17 protein-coding genes are annotated in these 18,220 nt (G+C 32.9%); 8 read left to right on the top strand and 9 right to left on the bottom strand.

The window, feature by feature from the left end:
* Position 1: 1 nt before the first annotated feature.
* Genes GWR14_RS04040 through GWR14_RS04030 form a run of 3 tightly spaced genes read left to right on the top strand, consistent with a single transcriptional unit; the run spans position 2 to position 3,884 of the window.
* Positions 2–1,090: a glycosyltransferase gene (locus GWR14_RS04040; RefSeq protein WP_163407763.1), complete on the top strand. Its 1,089-nt coding sequence runs from the start codon at positions 2–4 to the stop codon at positions 1,088–1,090.
* Entirely contained in the window at positions 1,083–2,432 is a 1,350-nt protein-coding gene (locus tag GWR14_RS04035) for an O-antigen ligase family protein (protein ID WP_163407762.1), read from the top strand. Before GWR14_RS04040 ends, GWR14_RS04035 begins: the two co-directional genes overlap by 8 nt.
* Before the next feature lie 57 nt (positions 2,433–2,489).
* A complete protein-coding gene (locus GWR14_RS04030; RefSeq protein WP_163407761.1) occupies positions 2,490–3,884 on the top strand; it encodes an exopolysaccharide biosynthesis polyprenyl glycosylphosphotransferase in 1,395 nt (464 codons plus the stop codon).
* Positions 3,885–3,892: 8 nt separating this feature from the next.
* Here the strand turns inward: GWR14_RS04030 and GWR14_RS04025 are convergent, their stop codons facing one another.
* A complete protein-coding gene (locus GWR14_RS04025; protein ID WP_163407760.1) occupies positions 3,893–5,026 on the bottom strand; it encodes an Lnb N-terminal periplasmic domain-containing protein in 1,134 nt (377 codons plus the stop codon).
* A 24-nt stretch (positions 5,027–5,050) separates the two neighbouring features.
* Complete coding sequence (locus GWR14_RS04020) at positions 5,051–6,118, bottom strand: putative type IX sorting system protein PorV2 (protein ID WP_449528528.1); 1,068 nt, start codon at positions 6,116–6,118, stop codon at positions 5,051–5,053.
* Between the two features lie 188 nt (positions 6,119–6,306).
* On the opposite strand from GWR14_RS04020, the gene GWR14_RS04015 reads away from it, so the two are divergent.
* Together GWR14_RS04015 and GWR14_RS04010 are read left to right on the top strand one after the other, a co-directional pair.
* Complete coding sequence (locus GWR14_RS04015) at positions 6,307–7,023, top strand: CDP-alcohol phosphatidyltransferase family protein (protein WP_163407759.1); 717 nt, start codon at positions 6,307–6,309, stop codon at positions 7,021–7,023.
* 10 nt (positions 7,024–7,033) lie between these two features.
* Positions 7,034–7,879, top strand: coding sequence for a glycoside hydrolase family 25 protein (locus tag GWR14_RS04010; RefSeq protein WP_163407758.1), 846 nt, complete (start codon positions 7,034–7,036; stop codon positions 7,877–7,879).
* Positions 7,880–7,966: 87 nt separating this feature from the next.
* On the opposite strand, the gene lptB is transcribed toward GWR14_RS04010, so the two are convergent.
* The 4 genes from lptB to GWR14_RS03990 form a co-directional block, all read right to left on the bottom strand.
* A complete protein-coding gene (gene lptB, locus GWR14_RS04005) occupies positions 7,967–8,707 on the bottom strand; it encodes an LPS export ABC transporter ATP-binding protein (RefSeq protein ID WP_012022391.1) in 741 nt (246 codons plus the stop codon).
* Between the two features lie 216 nt (positions 8,708–8,923).
* The gene (locus GWR14_RS04000) at positions 8,924–9,274 is read right to left on the bottom strand and encodes a carboxymuconolactone decarboxylase family protein (RefSeq protein ID WP_163407757.1); all 351 of its coding nucleotides are present in this window, start codon (positions 9,272–9,274) and stop codon (positions 8,924–8,926) included.
* A 2-nt stretch (positions 9,275–9,276) separates the two neighbouring features.
* Positions 9,277–10,083 (bottom strand): twin-arginine translocase subunit TatC, encoded by an 807-nt coding sequence (gene tatC, locus GWR14_RS03995; protein ID WP_163407756.1) that lies wholly within the window; start codon positions 10,081–10,083, stop codon positions 9,277–9,279.
* Positions 10,083–11,048, bottom strand: coding sequence for a KpsF/GutQ family sugar-phosphate isomerase (locus GWR14_RS03990; protein WP_163407755.1), 966 nt, complete (start codon positions 11,046–11,048; stop codon positions 10,083–10,085). Before GWR14_RS03990 ends, tatC begins: the two co-directional genes overlap by 1 nt.
* A gap of 87 nt (positions 11,049–11,135) precedes the next feature.
* On the opposite strand from GWR14_RS03990, the gene recQ reads away from it, so the two are divergent.
* On the top strand, positions 11,136–13,331 hold the full coding sequence (recQ, locus tag GWR14_RS03985; protein ID WP_163407754.1) for a DNA helicase RecQ: 2,196 nt from the start codon (positions 11,136–11,138) through the stop codon (positions 13,329–13,331).
* Between the two features lie 63 nt (positions 13,332–13,394).
* Here recQ and GWR14_RS03980 read toward each other — a convergent pair whose 3' ends face one another.
* Positions 13,395–13,637, bottom strand: coding sequence for a hypothetical protein (locus GWR14_RS03980; RefSeq protein ID WP_163407753.1), 243 nt, complete (start codon positions 13,635–13,637; stop codon positions 13,395–13,397).
* A gap of 134 nt (positions 13,638–13,771) precedes the next feature.
* Between GWR14_RS03980 and GWR14_RS03975 the strand changes: the two genes are divergently transcribed.
* Both GWR14_RS03975 and GWR14_RS03970 read left to right on the top strand, forming a co-directional pair.
* Positions 13,772–15,331, top strand: coding sequence for an NAD(P)/FAD-dependent oxidoreductase (locus GWR14_RS03975; RefSeq protein ID WP_163407752.1), 1,560 nt, complete (start codon positions 13,772–13,774; stop codon positions 15,329–15,331).
* 641 nt (positions 15,332–15,972) lie between these two features.
* Positions 15,973–16,782, top strand: coding sequence for a polysaccharide lyase family 7 protein (locus GWR14_RS03970; RefSeq protein WP_163407751.1), 810 nt, complete (start codon positions 15,973–15,975; stop codon positions 16,780–16,782).
* Positions 16,783–16,862: 80 nt separating this feature from the next.
* Here the strand turns inward: GWR14_RS03970 and msrA are convergent, their stop codons facing one another.
* On the bottom strand, positions 16,863–17,471 hold the full coding sequence (msrA, locus tag GWR14_RS03965; RefSeq protein WP_163407750.1) for a peptide-methionine (S)-S-oxide reductase MsrA: 609 nt from the start codon (positions 17,469–17,471) through the stop codon (positions 16,863–16,865).
* 2 nt (positions 17,472–17,473) lie between these two features.
* On the bottom strand, positions 17,474–18,034 hold the full coding sequence (gene msrB, locus GWR14_RS03960; RefSeq protein WP_163407749.1) for a peptide-methionine (R)-S-oxide reductase MsrB: 561 nt from the start codon (positions 18,032–18,034) through the stop codon (positions 17,474–17,476).
* Positions 18,035–18,220: the final 186 nt, after the last annotated feature.

The raw sequence follows: 18,220 nt of genomic DNA, 5'->3' as shown, positions 1-18,220 counted from the left end.
AATGCGAATAGTACAATTAATAGATTCTCTGGAAGCTGGTGGTGCTGAGCGAATGGCGTTAAATTATGCCATTGTTTTAGCAAATACTATTGATTTTTCTGGTTTAGTAGCTACCCGAAAAGAAGGAAGTCTGAAAAATGAGATTCCAGAAAAGGTAAGTTATCTTTTCCTAAAGAAGAAAAATAGGATTGACTGCAAAGCGATATTTAAATTACGAAAGTATTTGGTTGAAAACAAAATCGATTATTTACAGGCACACAGTTCTTCTTTTTTTTTGGCAGTTTTACTGAAATTTACTTTGCCCAAAATAAAGATTGTTTGGCATGATCATTATGGTAAAAGTGAATTTTTGATAGATCGTCCTCATAAAATACTAAGGTATAGTTCGCTTTTTTTTGAGGGAATAATTTCTGTAAATCAAAATTTAAAAGATTGGTCAGAAAAGTTTCTTTTGACAAAAAAAGTTATTTATTCGCCAAATTTTCCGTTAAAACAATCTGGCAATAAAAGTTCTAAAACGATTCTTTATGGAGAAAAGGGAAAGCGTATTGTTTGTCTGGCAAATTTGAGACCTCAGAAAAATCATGAACTACTTTTGTTAATTGCCGAAAAAATAAAAGAAAAAGGGATTGATTGGACTTTTCATTTGGTAGGGAAAGATTTCGAAGATGATTATGCACAAAAAATTAAAACTCAAATAGTAGAAAAACAATTGCAGGAACAAGTCTTTTTGTATGGTTCCTGTTCTGATGTGAATGAAATTTTGAATCAATGCCAAATTGGGATTTTGACATCAGTTTCTGAAGGTTTGCCAGTTGCTTTGTTAGAATATGGCAGAGAAGGTTTGGCAGTGGTATCTACAGATGTTGGTCAGATAGGCTCTGTTGTTGTTTCGGGAGAAAATGGTTTTTTAGTTTCTTCAAATGACCCTTCTTCATTTGCGATTAATTTAGAAAGATTGATTAAAGAAACTAGCTTGCGTAATGAATTTTCATCAAATTTAAAGCAAACTATTGATGAGGAATTTTCAGGAAATGCTATTATAATGAATTATTTGAGTTGGATAAAAAAAGGTATTGAAAATGAATAATACTGAAAAAAAATATATACAATTACTATTGCTTCATGTAGGTATTGCTGCTGTAATTTTTGTAATGCCTTTTATTTCAAAACTATATACATTAGCAATATTTGTTTTTGGAGTCTATTATATTGTTAAAACCAAGAATAAGAATAACGAAGTCCTTATTATGTCTGCTTATGTTGTAGGTGCTGAGGTTCTTTTAAGAATGACTGATGGAATGCTTTTGAATGAGTTTGGTAAATATTCGGTCATGATTTTTATGTTCCTTGGGATGGTTTATTCTGGATTTTCAAATAGGGCTTTTTTGTATTGGTTTTTTCTGTTGTTATTACTTCCAGGTATTATTTTAGCAACACAAACTTTAGATTTTGGAACAGACGTCAGAAAAGCGATTGCTTTCAATATTTCTGGGCCTGTATGTTTAGGAATTAGCTCTATTTATTGTTTTCAAAGAAAAATTACATTTGAACGTGTTTTGAGTGTAATGACTGCTTTTGCTTTGTCATTAGTTTCTGTAGTTACTTATCTGTTTATCTATACTCCTAGTGTTAAGGATGTTGTTACAGGAACGCAATCTAATTTTGAAACATCTGGAGGTTTTGGCCCTAATCAGGTATCCACATTATTAGGATTAGGTATTTTTGTGTTTTTCGTATTATTAATTTTTAATTCTAAGAGTAGAATAATTCAATTAGTGAATGCGGGATTTGTTATGGTTTTCGCATTTCGAGGAATTGTTACCTTTTCAAGAGGAGGAGTAATTACTGCCATAGTGATGATTTTTATTCTCTTGATAATAATGTTTTTTCAAGCTAATTTTAAAACTAAACCCAAAATAGGAATTATTATCATTTTATCCTTTATGGCAGGATTGGGAGTATGGGGCTATAGTTCCCTGCAAACAAGAGGTTTGATTAATAAAAGATATGCTAATCAGGATGCTTTAGGAAGAGAAAAGAAAAGTAAGTTAACAGGGAGAGAAACTTTAATTACCTCAGAACTAGAAATGTTTTGGGAAAATCCTGTTTTTGGTGTTGGTGTTGGAAAAAATAAGGAAATAAGACGAAAAAAAACAGGTATTCTTGCCGCATCTCATAACGAAATTACAAGAATGTTGGCCGAGCACGGTTCTTTTGGTTTGTTAGCCCTTTTTGTTTTGTTTTTCACCCCTTTGTTTTTGTTTATTAATAATCGTCAAAATATTTTGGCTATTTCTTTTTTACTTTTTTGGCTGTTAACTATTAATCACGCTGCTATGCGAACAGCTGCTCCAGCTTTTGTATATGCATTATCGCTTCTTTTAGTACAGATTAAAATTCCTGAAAAAGCAGAAATTTCAGGCGATTAATTTCTGTTTTTTATAATACATTTGCTTCAGATTAAAGCCCTTAAAAAATAGAAATATATGCAAACAAAAAAAAGAATGCATTTTGAAATATCAGAAAGAAAATTACTTCTCAGACTTTTTGATATTGGATTTATTTTATTGGCTCTATATTTAATGGATAAGTTTTTTTATTATCCATACTTTAATTTGAATAATGAAAATTATTTCAGGCCACTTTTATTCATTGTCTATCTGAGTGGTTTTGGTGCTATTTTTGAGATGTATAATCTTCAGGTTGCCAGTAATCAGTTTCAGATTCTTCAGAGTGTTGTTTTAACTGTAACAACAACCGCTTTAGTGTATTTGTTTACACCCGTTTTGTCTCCCGAACTTCCAAAACAGAGGTTAGTAATCCTCATTTTTTATTTTACAATTCTTGGATCATTATTGATTTGGAGGTTTTTTTATGTTTTCTTTTTGGCTACACACCGATTTTCACAAAACGTAATTTTAATTTGCAACAAAGATCAGGTCAAGGAACTGGTTGTAGGTTTGGAGAATGTCGATCCTCATTATAAAATTATAGGCTTTGTAAGCTCAGATTTTTTAGATAAAAAAGAACCAGTTTTGAATTATATAAAAGAAATTGAGAAAAAAGATTTGGTTGCTTTTGTGAGCAAAAATAATGTATCGGAAATTGTTATTGCTTCTCAAAAAACAAAAGGAATTACAGCAGATCTATATCAGCAGTTATTACACTTGCTTGAATCAGGGAATATCATTAGGGAGTATACCCAGGTATATGAAAACAAAACGCAGCGTATTCCGGTTCAGTATATTTCAAGGGATTTTTATCGTTTTTTCCCTTTTAGCCGAAGTAATAATAATAAATTGTATTTGTTGGTAGTAACCGTATTGGAACTTGTTTTTTCGTTTGTTGGTTTGTGTGCTTGTGCTGTTTTTATTCCCTTGATTTTCATAGCGAATATTTTTTGGAATAAAGGCTCTTTGTTTTATACACAGGAACGAGTTGGCAAATATGGCAAAGTGTTCGAGATTTACAAGTTCAGAACAATGACTGAGAATTCTGAAAGTAACGGAGCGGTTTTTGCAACATCAAATGATAAAAGAATTACTCCATTTGGGAAGTTAATGCGAAAAACAAGAATTGATGAGCTGCCGCAGTTTATCAATGTTTTGAAAGGTGATATGGCAGTTATTGGTCCAAGACCTGAGAGGCCGTTTTTTGTAAAAGAAATTGCTGATATAATGCCGTTCTATGAAACACGACACGTTATAAAACCAGGTCTTACGGGCTGGGCTCAGGTTAACTATTCATATGGTGAATCTATAGAAGAAAGTCTTATAAAACTTCAATACGATTTATACTATATCAAACATCGAAGTGTTTTTCTCGATTTGAGCATAACTTTCAGAACCATCACAACTGTTTTGTTCTACAGAGGACAGTAATGTAATCTTTAGATAATTATCGGAATTCTTTTTTTGTTTCTGATTGCAGCTCTAACCAAAACAACCCCACTTGTAATTATCATTGGCAGAACAATGAAAAAGTGTGCTTTGTTGATTATAAAAAGAGTATAAATAAGCAATAAAATTAGATGTAAAACTGCAAATCTGTAAGACCATCTTTTGTTGTTCATTGCTGAAAAAACAATCAAAAACAGTAAAAGAGGGCTAAATAACAATACATTATAATTCATTGCCAATTCCAGATGGAAAGAATAAAATCCCATCGATACAAAAAAGATCCCAATTAAGGATAAAATGAATGAATAGATTTTATCAATAATTTTTTTGTTTATCAAAACAATAAAACCAAGAAGAATAATGTAACTGTAAACATTATTCCACCATGAAGTTGGTGTTTCTTTTTCAAAACTTAATAAGGTTTTGCTTTGACTCACAAAAGCATGATTTTGAAAAGTCGTTTTTTCTAAACTGTTTTTTAGTTCAAACGGCAAGAATATTTTGGTTCCTAATTGGTCTACTTTAGTCCCAAAAATAATACTTGTTCCCAGTTTTTCATAAAAATGCCCGTCAAAGTAAGGGAACAAAATGCTCCTATACGTTTTATCTGTGTCTCCCTTTTTGGTAATTACTTTTTCATTTAATGTTTTATTAATGATATCCACTACCATAGACGTGCAGTTTTTATCAATAAATTTATAAGTATAATAACGTTCTTCTGATAATAGGGTAGTGTTCAGATTATTAAAAATTTTTTGTTTCGCTTCTTGTGGAATTAGCAAGTCCTGTTCATAAACACTTCTTTTTTCGTAGTTGTATTCATTTATAAAATCAGCGTAAGAATGTGCAATAACAAAATATTGTAAATCACCTTTTGCAAATTTGGCGATAAAATTGGGAGTCCTAAAATCAAAAGCACCATAATTATATACAACATCAATGTTGTTTGCAGGGTCTGCAACACGAATGGCGGTGTGGCCAAAGAAAGAATAGGATTCATTACCAAGTCCACATGTTAAAACACTTATATGTGCTTCTTTTGATAATGGTAGATTTTGTCCAAAACTAAAATTGATTAAGAATAGTAATAACAATGTCGTTTTTCGAAAGATAGAATTTTTCATGTCTTAGTTTTTTTAAATAAATCCTTATCTAAAGATGCCTAAATCTACTTTAAGCGAAAAAATGTTGGAATAAATGGCAGTACTTTGATTTCCAAGGTCTGTCAGGGCATAATCTACCTGAACTCCTTTGTATTTAAATCCTAGTCCGATATTAGGCTGAAAATTTAACTTTTCTGAATTATCTAATTGCGTTACATTTTGAAAATTACCTGCACCGGCTCTTAAAAAGACTAAATCAGTATATCCAAATTCCAGTCCGAGAGCAGGATCTATACTGATCATTTTTGATGAAATAATGTCGTTAGTCTGTTCAAAACGCATATTTAAATTTGTAGCAACCAAAAGGCTGGTGTCATTATGAAATTCAAACTTTTTTGAAACACCCAATTGGGCTTTAGGAAGTGTAATCTCAGTGCTTTCAGGTAATTCATTGTTTTCTCCCGGAATAGCGTCTGCGATTTTTTGATACTCGTCTTCGTCAATATTCCAGATGTTGTATGTTGTGGTAATGTCCCTTAACATCAATCCGAATTTCCAGTCGTTTTTCTCAAACTGAAGCCCAAAATCAAAACCAAAACCCCAGGAATTAGCAAATTTTCCAATAATGCGTCGAATTACTTTGGCATTTATGCCATATTGAAATCCTTCAAGAGGCAATCTTCTGGCATAGGAAAAAGTAAAACCATAATCTGCGGTAGAAAAAAGACTGATACGGTTGTAATCAATATTTCCCTGGTTGTCGATTAATTGGGTAGTGTCCATGATGTCATCAACCCCAAAACGAATCATTGAAATTCCCCAGGCACTTCTTTCATCAATTGGGCTTGCATAGCCGATATAATCATATTGTGCAATGTTTGCAAAGTAATTGGCATGCATTAACGAAATTTGATGGTCCTCGAGATTTGTCAGTCCAGCTGGATTCCAGTAAACCGAATTGACATCATCGGTTGAAGCGACTACAGCACTTGACATCGCCAAAGCTGCAGCATCTACACCAATATTCATAAACTCATTCGAATATTTGCGAACGGTTTGCGCATAATTTGAAATGCAATTCCAAAATAATAAAAATGCCAGGATTTTTTTCAATGTATTTATTTTTTCAAACCTAAGCTTGTTTAAATTTTTACCAAAAATATAATTTTTTACTGAGCTTATTTCTTCCTTTTCATAAATAATGTAAAAGTTTGCTAAAGGATAAAAAACTCTATTAAAAACGCATATAAGATGGACTTATTATGCTAAATTTGCTCTTTCTATCTGCAAAATTATAAAAGATGAACATTAAAAAACATATTCCTAATCTAATTACATTAATCAATCTTTTCTGTGGCTGTATTGCTGTTGTTTTTGTTTCTGAACAAGACTATGAAGTGGCTTTTTACATGGTTTGTTTAGGGATATTTTTTGATTTTTTTGATGGTTTTTTTGCAAGATTGTTTAAAGTTTCCAGTCCATTGGGATTACAATTGGATTCTTTGGCAGATATGGTAACCAGTGGAGTTGTACCGGGTTATGTTATGTACAGTTTGTTTGTGAAAAGTGCAAATCCGCATGAAGTAATCGGATCTGCTTTTATTCCGTTTTTAGGATTTATTGTTACTTTGGGCTCTTGTTACCGATTGGCTAATTTTAATATTGATACGCGTCAGACAGATTCTTTTATCGGTTTACCAACGCCTGCTAATGCACTTTTTATTTTAAGTCTACCTTTAGTAATTGAGTACTCAGATTCATTCATGCTATTCGAAATTTTGACGAATCATTGGGTTCTTTTTGCAATTGTTTTGTGCAGTGCCTATATTTTGAATGCAGAAATTCCGTTGTTTGCTTTAAAAATTAAGAAGTTTACTTTTAAAGATAATGTGCTGCAAATTGTATTTTTAACAATCTCTCTTGTTTTACTTTTTCTGCTTCAATTTTGTGCACTTCCTGTAATCATCATTTTTTATGTATTGTTATCAGTCATAAATAATAAGTTTCTGAAAAAGTAGTTTTATTCGAATGGCAAGAAGAACTTCCTATTCCCGAAAGGCAAAACCTAAAAGATCAATTTTTAGCAGAGCTTTGCGGTTTATCATTTTTTGTTTTTTTGTAATGCTTTTTGTAAGTGTAGTTTATCATTATCGCGATGGATTATCGTATTATCTCGGTTTTAAATCGGATAAATCTTTAGGAGAAGATGAAGTAGATAAACATCTTTCGGATGTTCGGAATATTCAGGTTTTAGAAAAACATAAAGGGAAAGTAATCGGAATTGATGTTTCTGAATTTCAGGGAAAAATAGACTGGGACGAAATAGAACTTTTAGAAGAAAAATATCCTGTGCAGTTTGTTTTTATTCGTGCGACTGCCGGAAATAACTGGGTAGATAGTAAATTTAAAAAAAACTGGTCAGGTGCCAAAGAGCATAAAATTATGCGAGGTGCTTATCATTATTACCGTCCTAACGAAAATTCAATAGAACAGGCTAACCTTTTTATTAAAACGGTGAAACTGCAAAAAGGTGATTTGCCTCCTGTTTTGGATATTGAAAAACTACCTAAAAACCAGCCTTTGGATAGTTTGAAAAAAGGATTGAAAAGATGGCTGAACAAGGTTGAAAAGCATTATGGAGTTCGCCCAATTATTTATACTGGAGAGCGCTATTATGACGATTTTCTTGAAGAAGAATTCAGTGATTACTTGTTTTGGATAGCCAACTATAATTTTTACAGAGAAAAAATTGATGAGGACTGGCTATTTTGGCAGTTTACAGAAAAAGCTACTCTGCCAGGAATCAAACATCGTGTTGATGTGAATATTTACAATGGTGATTTTGAACAGTTGCAGTTTATTACAGTGGAGTAAAATGTGAAAAAGTAAAATGTGAGATGTGAGAAAAAAAATGGTAAAAAGTAATTTATATTTCACTTTTTACCATTCACAGATAATTTATTAAAATTCAAGTTTCTTTTTACGAAGCTCGAAATTTTGCCCAAGATAAACTCGTCGAACCATTTCATCTTCGACCAATTCTTCTGGTACTCCTGCTTTCAGAATTCCTCCTTCGAACATCAGATATGTTTTATCAGTAATCGCTAAAGTCTCCTGAACGTTGTGATCAGTAATTAAGATACCGATATTTTTATTTTTTAACTGTGCTACAATTCGCTGAATATCTTCAACGGCAACCGGGTCGACTCCTGCAAAAGGCTCATCCAATAAAATAAACTTTGGATCGGTTGCTAAAGCACGTGCAATTTCGGTACGACGGCGTTCTCCTCCGGAAAGTAAATCGCCTCGGTTAGTACGAATATGTTCTAAGCTGAATTCTTCAATTAAACTTTCCATTTTGGCAATTTGAGCTTCTTTTGAAAGTTTGGTCAATTGTAAAACACTTAAAATATTGTCTTCAATGCTTAATTTTCTAAAAACAGATGCTTCCTGCGCCAAATAACCAATTCCTTGCTGAGCGCGTTTGTACATTGGATAATCAGTGATATTTAAATCATCAAGATAAATATTTCCCTGATTTGGTTTTACCAATCCTACAATCATGTAAAAAGAAGTTGTTTTTCCGGCACCATTTGGACCCAAAAGTCCAACGATTTCTCCCTGATTAACTTCAACAGAAATTCCTTTTACAACACTGCGTCCTTTATATGTTTTTATTAAATTATCGGCTCTTAGCTTCATTTCTTAATTAGATATTTTGAAAATGAGATAATTGTAAGCTAACTCAAAATCAATTTTATAATTTGTTTAAAAGGCAAAATAAATGTAAAATAATCAATCCGATGAATCAATTAACAAATTATTGCGTTTTCAAAAATTAGAATTTGCGTTTTTATAATTAAATAATTTAGAGCATCTCAAAAAATTATATAATTGTCAAATTGACACATTTTCTAATTATTTCCCAGTTTCTTCAAGAGCTTCCCAAAATTCGTAAGCTCTTCTTAAATGAGGGATAACAATCGTTCCTCCAACCAGAGTTGCGATTCCCATTGCTTCCATCATTTCTTCTTTAGTTACTCCTTCTTTATAGCTGGTTTCTAAGTGATACTTTACGCAATCATCACATCTTAAAACAGTTGATGCGACCAAACCTAGAAGTTCTTTTGTTTTTACATCAAGAGCGCCTTCTGCATAAGCATTGGTGTCAAGATTGAAAATTCGCTTTACAATCTTGTTGTTGTCAGCGAGTAATTTTTCGTTCATTTTAGAACGATATTCGTTGAATTCCTGAACAATATCTGACATTTTTATGTTGTTTTGTTTTTATAAACTATTTTCGAAATTAGGATGCTTACTTCATATATAATCAGCATTGGTATTGCTACAATAGTCTGACTCACAACATCCGGGGGCGTTACGATTGCAGCAACAATTAAAATAATTATAACGGCGTACTTCCAATATTTTCTTAAAAAAACCGGGGTTACTAATCCTAATTTAGTTAAAAAATAAATGATAATAGGCAGTTCAAAGAATAAGCCGCTTGCGAGAACACTGGTTTTTACCATTCCCATATAAGAGTCAAGTGTAAATTGGTTTTTTACAACATCACTTACAGAGAAAGTGGCAACGAAATTCACAGACATTGGAATAACTACATAATATCCAAATATAACTCCTAAAAAGAAAAGTAGAGAAGAAGTGAAAATAAAGATTTTAGCATTTTTTCTTTCTTTCTCATATAAAGCCGGACTTATAAATTTCCAAAGTTCCCATAAGATATAAGGAAAACCTAAAATGAAACCTACCAAAATACACATCCATACAAAAATATTTACCTGCCCTTCCATTTCAGTATTTTGAATAATGAAATTCAGTTCAGTAATACATATGCTGTCTGCAAACCCTAATTGGTGAGATAAATCGCAAAACCATACATAAGTAAAAAAGCTAGGTCTTGTTGGTCCTAAAATTATTTCATCAAATAAATAATCACTAAAAAAATAAGTGATAAAAGCCATTACAAGAATAGCAATTGTACTTCTTACTAAAAGCCATCTTAATTCTTCAAGATGGTCTAAAAATGACATCTCGCCAAGGTTTTTCTTTGCCATTATACTATTCCTTCTTTTAAAATGTCATGTAAATGTAAAACTCCTTTGTATTCTCCATTGTCAGCAACAATTAGCTGAGTTATAGAGAAGTCTTCTAAGATATTTAATGCATCAACCGCCATCGTTTCAGGTGAAACCAGTTTCGGATTTTTGCTCATAATATCTTTTGCAGTTAAATCGGCAATAGTATCACGGTCGTTGAGCATTCTTCGTATATCTCCGTCGGTAATGATTCCCACAATTTTGTCGTTTTCAACTACTGCTGTAACTCCCAGTCTTTTTTCGGAAATTTCGAAAATTACTTTTTTAACAGAGGTGTCCGGGCTTACTGTAGGTTTTAATGAATGTTCGATCATGTCTTTTACACGAAGTAATAATTTTTTTCCTAAAGCACCGCCTGGATGATAAACCGCAAAATCTTCAGGTTTAAAGTCACGCATTTCCATTAAACAAACAGCCAGGGCATCTCCCATAACTAATTGTGCTGTAGTACTGTTGGTTGGGGCAAGGTTTATCGGACACGCTTCGATTTCAACCGTTGTATTCAGGACATAGTCTGAACCTTTGGCTAAAAACGAAGTAATATTTCCTGTCATTCCGATTAAAGTATTTCCAAAACGTTTTAATAAAGGAACTAAAGCTTTGATTTCAGGACTGTTGCCGCTTTTTGAAATGCAAATGATAATGTCCTCGTTTTGAATCATTCCTAAATCACCGTGAATTGCTTCAGAAGCATGAAGAAACATTGAAGGTGTTCCTGTGGAATTGAACGTGGCAACCATTTTTTGCGCAATGATGGCACTTTTTCCAATTCCCGTAACAATTAATCTGCCTTTTGTTTCGTAAATGCGTTGTACAGCTTCGTAAAAATTTTCGTCAAGGAAATCAATGAGCTTTGTAATTGCTTCACTTTCAGATAATATTGTTTTTTTTGCGATAGCTAAAATATTTTCTTTTGTAATCAAAACAGGAAAGTTAAAATTTGTGAGTGTGAAAGAAATTTGTATCTTTATGTGTTGCAAATTTATACAAAATATCCATTAATATAAAGAATGAGTTCAAACGAAATTGAAATACATAAAGAATTAAAGAAGTATTTCGGCTTTAGCCAATTTAAAGGCTTGCAGGAGCAAGTCATTACGAGTATTTTAGATGAGAAGAATACTTTCGTAATTATGCCTACGGGCGGTGGAAAGTCTCTTTGTTATCAATTGCCCGCTTTAATTAAGGACGGAACTGCTATTGTTGTTTCTCCTTTGATTGCTTTGATGAAGAATCAGGTTGATGCGATTCGAAGTCTCTCTTCAGAAAACGGAATTGCACATGTACTCAATTCTTCCCTCACCAAAACTGAAATTGCTCAGGTCAAAAAGGATATTACCTCTGGTTTAACAAAACTTTTGTATGTTGCTCCCGAATCTTTAACAAAAGAAGAATATGTTGCTTTTTTGCAAAGCGTGCCAATTTCTTTTGTGGCTATTGATGAAGCGCACTGTATTTCTGAATGGGGACATGATTTTAGGCCGGAGTACAGAAATCTTAGGAGTATTATTAAGCAATTAGGTAAAGTGCCTATTATAGGGCTTACTGCAACTGCAACACCTAAAGTTCAGGAAGATATTTTGAAGAATCTGGATATGTCTGATGCTAATACTTTTAAGGCATCTTTCAATAGACCAAATCTTTACTATGAAGTTCGTACAAAAACAAAAAATGTTGAGTCGGACATTATTCGATTTATCAAACAGCATAAAGGCAAGTCAGGAATTATTTACTGTCTGAGCCGCAAAAAAGTAGAGTCGATTACAGAAGTATTACAGGTTAACGGAATCAGTGCTGTTCCTTACCACGCAGGTTTAGATGCGAAAACCCGTGCGAAACATCAGGATATGTTTTTGATGGAAGATGTAGATGTTGTAGTTGCTACAATCGCTTTCGGGATGGGAATTGATAAGCCAGACGTTCGTTTTGTAATTCATCATGATATTCCAAAATCGCTGGAAAGTTATTATCAGGAAACCGGTCGCGCAGGACGTGATGGTGGTGAAGGACATTGTTTAGCATATTACTCTTATAAAGATGTAGAAAAGCTGGAGAAATTTATGTCAGGGAAACCTGTTGCTGAACAGGAAATTGGTTTTGCACTTTTACAGGAAGTTGTGGCTTATGCTGAAACCTCAATGTCGCGCAGAAAATTCCTTCTTCATTATTTCGGAGAAGAATTTGACGGTGAAAATGGCGAAGGCGCAGATATGGATGATAATGTACGTAATCCTAAAAATAAAATCGAAGCTCAGGATCAGGTCGTTAAATTGCTCGAAATTGTTCGCGACACAAAACATATTTATAAGTCAAAGGAAATTGTGTTTACCTTAATTGGGCGTATTAATGCAGTTATTAAAGCACATAAAACAGATACACAGTCTTATTTTGGTTCAGGTTCAGATCATGATGAAAAATATTGGATGGCTTTATTAAGACAGGTTTTGGTGTCAGGCTATTTGTCAAAAGACATCGAAACATACGGTGTGATAAAAATTACAAAAGCAGGTTTGGACTTTATTAAAAAACCAGTTTCGTTTCTGATGTCTGAAGATCATGAATATAGTGAATCTGATGATGAAACAGTAGTAACAGGTTCAAAATCATCAGGAACTGCAGACGAAGTTTTAATGGGAATGCTGCGTGAACTTCGTAAAAAAGTGGCTAAAAAGCTTGGGGTTCCTCCATTTGTAGTTTTTCAGGATCCATCTCTTGAAGATATGGCTTTGAAGTATCCGATTTCGTTAACGGAATTGTATAATATTCACGGTGTTGGAGAAGGAAAAGCAAAGAAATATGGAGGGGATTTTGTAACATTAATTAGTCGTTATGTTGAGGACAATGATATCATTCGCCCGGACGATTTAGTTGTAAAATCTACCGGTGTAAATTCTGCCAATAAATTGTACATCATTCAGAATATTGATAGAAAATTGTCATTAAAAGATATTGCTTCTGCAAAAGGTTTAACAATGGATGCCTTAATTAAGGAGATGGAACAAATCGTATATTCCGGAACGAAATTAAATATCAAGTATTGGATAGATGATATGCTTGATGATGATCAGCAGGAAGAAATCCACGATTATTTCATGGAATCAGAATCCGATAAAATCGAAGATGCACTTAAAGAATTCGATGGAGATTATGATATAGATGAATTACGTTTAATGCGTATCAAATTTATTAGTGAAGTAGCTAATTAGTCTTAAAGTTATAAAGTCGAAAGTCTTAAAGTCAGATATATAAAACTTTCGACTTTAGGACTTTTAACTTTCGATATAAACTTCCCCGCGATGCGGTTTCAAAGCATCTCTTACCTGAATCATATTTTTATCTGTAACCACCATAAAAGCTGTGGCATGCATATCGTTTATGATTTTAAATCCGGTAATATTTAAAGGTAATTTTTCGATTGCTATATATTCTTTCAGGTGTATTTCATGATGTTCGGCTGTTTTTGCAGAAGCCGGACCACGGAAATCCCAAATCAGTTTTATTTTTCTGGACATTATTTATAAATACAAAGGTTAAGTAACAAAGGTTAAGTAACAAAGGTACAAAGTCTCTTTTAATTTCGTTTCAAAACACTACTTTTGCATGTTCTTTTCATAGAAAGAAAAGCTAATAGAATAAATACGATATAATGCCAAGAGAACTTTTACTTCAGGTAACACCGGAAATTGCTGCAAACGAATCATTGCTAAAAGACTATTTGTCTAAGCAAATCAAAGTTTCTGCTCAGGAAATTCAGCATGTTTCGATTTTAAAACGCTCTATTGATGCACGTCAGAAAGCGATTAAAATCAATTTAAAAGTTTTTATTTATTTGAAAGGTGAGTCTTTTCAGGAAACAAAACTTGAGCTTCCTATATATAAAGATGTTTCCAGTGCCCAGGAAGTTATTGTGGTTGGTGCAGGTCCGGCTGGACTTTTTGCGGCATTGCAATTAATTGAGTTAGGTTTGAAGCCTATTGTACTGGAACGTGGAAAAGACGTTAGAGGACGTCGTCGGGACTTAAAAGCTATCAATCGTGAACACATCGTAAACGAAGATTCAAATTATTGTTTTGGAGAAGGGGGAGCCGGGACGTATTCAGATGGAAAGTTATACACACGTTCTAAAAAACGAGGTGATGTAACACGAATTTTAGAACTTTTGGTAGCTTTTGGAGCTTCATCAGCTATTTTGGTTGAAGCGCATCCTCATATAGGAACTAATAAATTGCCAAAAATTATTGAAGATATTCGTGAAAAAATAATTGAATTTGGCGGTCGGGTTTTGTTTGAAACCCGTGTAACTGATATTTTGATAAAGAATAATGAAGTTGAAGGAATCGTGACACAGAATGGAGATAAAATTCATGCTAATAAACTGATTCTGGCAACAGGACATTCAGCTCGTGATATTTTCGAATTATTAGATAAAAAGGAGATTTTTATAGAAGCAAAACCTTTTGCTTTGGGAGTTCGTGCAGAACATTCACAGGAATTAATTGACAGTATTCAATACAGCTGTGATTTCCGTGGAGAACATTTGCCACCAGCGCCATATTCAATTGTAAAACAAATTAACGGCCGCGGGATGTATTCGTTTTGTATGTGCCCGGGAGGTGTTATTGCACCATGTGCGACAAGTCCGGGAGAAGTGGTTACAAATGGCTGGTCACCTTCAAAAAGGGATCAGTCAACAGCAAATTCCGGAATTGTTGTCGAATTAAAATTAGAGGATTTTAAACCTTTTGCAAAATTTGGGGCTTTGGCTGGAATGGAATTTCAGAAAAGTATCGAACAAAAAGCATGGCATTTGGCAGGAAAAACCCAAAAAGTTCCGGCCCAGCGAATGATTGATTTTACTAAAAGCAAAGTTTCAGCAGATATTCCGAAAACTTCGTATGTACCCGGAACCACTTCGGTTGAATTAGGGCAGGTTTTTCCTGGGTTTTTAACTCAGATTATGCGTCAGGGTTTTCAGGAGTTCGGAAAATCAATGCGTGGTTATTTGACTAACGAGGCGATTTTGCATGCGCCTGAAAGCCGTACTTCATCACCTGTCAGGATTCCGAGAGATCCTTTGACTTTGGAGCATTTACAAATAAAAGGACTGTATCCTTGCGGTGAAGGTGCGGGTTATGCAGGTGGAATTATTTCTGCTGCAATTGATGGTGAAAAATGTGCTTTAATGATTGCGGAATCTTTGAAGTAATTTTTGGAATAAACTTTTTTGCTCCAATATATTCAGGCAGTATTAGAAAAAGAATTTTGTACTCATAAGTCATATGTTAATTTAGGAGTAGTTATCTGTTTTTTTGATAAATTGTTTTTAGATTATAACTTCAGTTCAATGTAATTAATGTCAATTTTTTATGTGCTTAAGGAAGTTAAAATTTACATTTGTTACATTTTTGTTTTTATCAGTTTTCTTCTTTATGGTTAGAGATATTTTGGCTTCAAAATATTTTTGTGTGTAATTACTTGGTAATTATTTGTTTCTGAGAAAAATAACAATGTTAATTTTTGGAAATTATGATTCTCTATTTTATATAATCTTCAAAGATTTGCTATTTCTGCTTTTTTTTTCTTAACGAAGGCTATTTAATTTTAATTCATAATCATAAAAGTGGATTTTTTTGTATGTTTTTTTGAGAAATAAAAAAAAATAATAAAAAAAATATAAGGAAATTAAAAAAAAAATCTACTTTTATGCAATCGATTACAAAGTTATTCCTGCAATTTAAAATTTGCCTAAAAAAAACTTCTGAAGTTATTTTTTGGAATATTTTTTGCTTGCAAGTTTTCTTAAAAATTGACTTTTACAAAATTATTTAATCCAAAAACAGCAAAAAAATGAAAAAAATTAGAACTTATCTTTTATTATTATTCGCAAGTACTACTTTTATAATTCATGCTCAAAAAGCACCAAAAATAGATTTGACTTTATGGAAATTAACAATTCCTGAAGGTTCAGTAACAACATATAAAGCACCAAAGCTTTTGGATTATTCTGAGAATGTAGAAATCACTAAATTTATGTTTAATGATTTAACAGATAGGTCATTAGTTTTTTATGTTTACCCGTCTATTAAATCTAAAAGATCTTTTAATAAAACAGATTTAAAAGAGCAAAACTCATTTGGAGGTGATGCAAGCTGGTCTTTTAAGCAAGGAGCTAAACTTAAGGCTTCTATTAAAATGGGAGATATTTCTAAAAAGAACGATCAATATCCACGTGTTATATTTGCTCAGATTGGAGGAAGGTTAAAAGAAGATCAGGTTAACCAGATAGGTGCAAAAGATAAATCTGCTCCGTCAATCCTTAAAGTTTTTTGGGATAATGGATATGTGAAATTGAGATCAAAAAGATTGGCTGACCCATCTATCACCGGAATAGATGTGTTAAAAGAAGACTCTTGGATTGATGATGATGGTTATACATTTAAAAACAAAGTAGATTTTGATAAATTTACTTTCCAGGTTGAAATTTCTGATGGAAAAATGGAGGTTAGTGTAAACGGTGAGAAAAAAGTATACTCTGGCGGCGATTATAAATTATGGAATTCATTTGATAATTATTTTACTGTGGGATGTAATCTTCAGGGAGATGAAACTGGAGCATTTGCTAATGTTAAATTTTACTCTCTGGACGTAACTCACTAAGAAGAACTGTCTTATAAAATAGAAAAGCCTGTGTCATAATTGATGCAGGCTTTTTGATTTGGAATAAGAGATAGTTTTTTTTAAGATTTCTTTTTTAATTTGTCTTTAAAAACTTTTTCAAACTTTTCGATTTTAGGCTGAATTACCATTTTGCAATAGGGCTGGTTTTTGTTGTTTGCATAATAATTCTGGTGGTAATTTTCGGCCTTATAAAATTTTGTAAAAGGTTCTACTTTGGTTACGATTGGGTTATTGTAGACCTTTGCCTTGTTTAGATCGGCAATGATACTTTGGGCTGCTTTTTTTTGTTCTTCATTTTTATAGAAAATTACAGACCTGTATTGAGTCCCAACATCAGCGCCCTGACGGTTTAGGGTAGTAGGATCGTGAACCGTAAAGAAAACTTTGAAAATTTCGTTGATATTGGTGATGCTTTTATCGTATGTTATCTGTACTACTTCTGCGTGACCAGTAGTTCCTGTATAGACTTCTTCATAAGTAGGATCTGCTACCGTTCCCCCAGAGAATCCTGAAACTACAGATTTTACTCCTTCTAAGTTTTCGTAAACAGCTTCGACACACCAATAGCATCCTCCGCCAAGCGTGATAGTTTCGAAATTAGATTCTTTTTTTTGAGAAAATCCGCTTAGAAATAAGGAGAAAAAACAGATTAAAAATATATTTTTCATAGTCATTTTTGTTTGTTTTCAGGGATAAAATCAAGAGCGATTGAATTCATGCAGTAACGCTTTCCGGTAGGTTCCGGACCATCGTCAAATATATGGCCTAAATGACCACCGCAGCGTCCGCATAATGTTTCGATTCGCTCCATTCCAATTGAATTATCTTCCTTAAATATGATGCTTTTTTTGTTCTCCTGTTCAAAGAAACTTGGCCACCCGCAGCTACTGGAGAATTTAGCAGTAGATTTGAAAAGTTTATTTCCGCACGAAGCGCAATAATAAGTTCCCTTTTCATCAGTATTCCAGTATTTTCCGGTAAAGGGTCTTTCGGTGTCAGCTTCACGCATTACTGCATATACATCTTCAGGTAAAACTTTTTTCCATTCGGCATCACTCACTTTAAGTTTTGTAGTGTCTGTGTTTGAATAATAAGGGTTTCCGGGTTTGTTTATCGTGTTCTCTCGAGTGGTATTACTTGCGGGTTGTTTTTTTGTGTTTTGTCCACATGCCTGCAAAATAAAAAGAGGTAAAATAAAGCAGAAGTTAAGAATTATGTTTTTTATTTTCATATTTTGATGTATTAGTCTGTGTTCCAAAGTTACAATGAGATTTTGTGTAAAAATACCTTTAAATGGTAATTCAGATATGTTTAAGTATGTTTTAACTTTTTGTTTATTTACGAAAAACAAGATGATGCAGTTTTTATGTCTTTATTTTAAAGGAATTTTGAGTATTTAGTAAATTCAGTATGTTGT

The sequence above is a fragment of the Flavobacterium ajazii genome, assembly GCF_010614725.1.
Classification (GTDB): Bacteria; Bacteroidota; Bacteroidia; order Flavobacteriales; family Flavobacteriaceae; genus Flavobacterium; species Flavobacterium ajazii.
The sequence above is the reverse complement of the archived record's forward strand: the minus strand, read 5'-3'. Positions and strand labels throughout refer to the sequence as shown.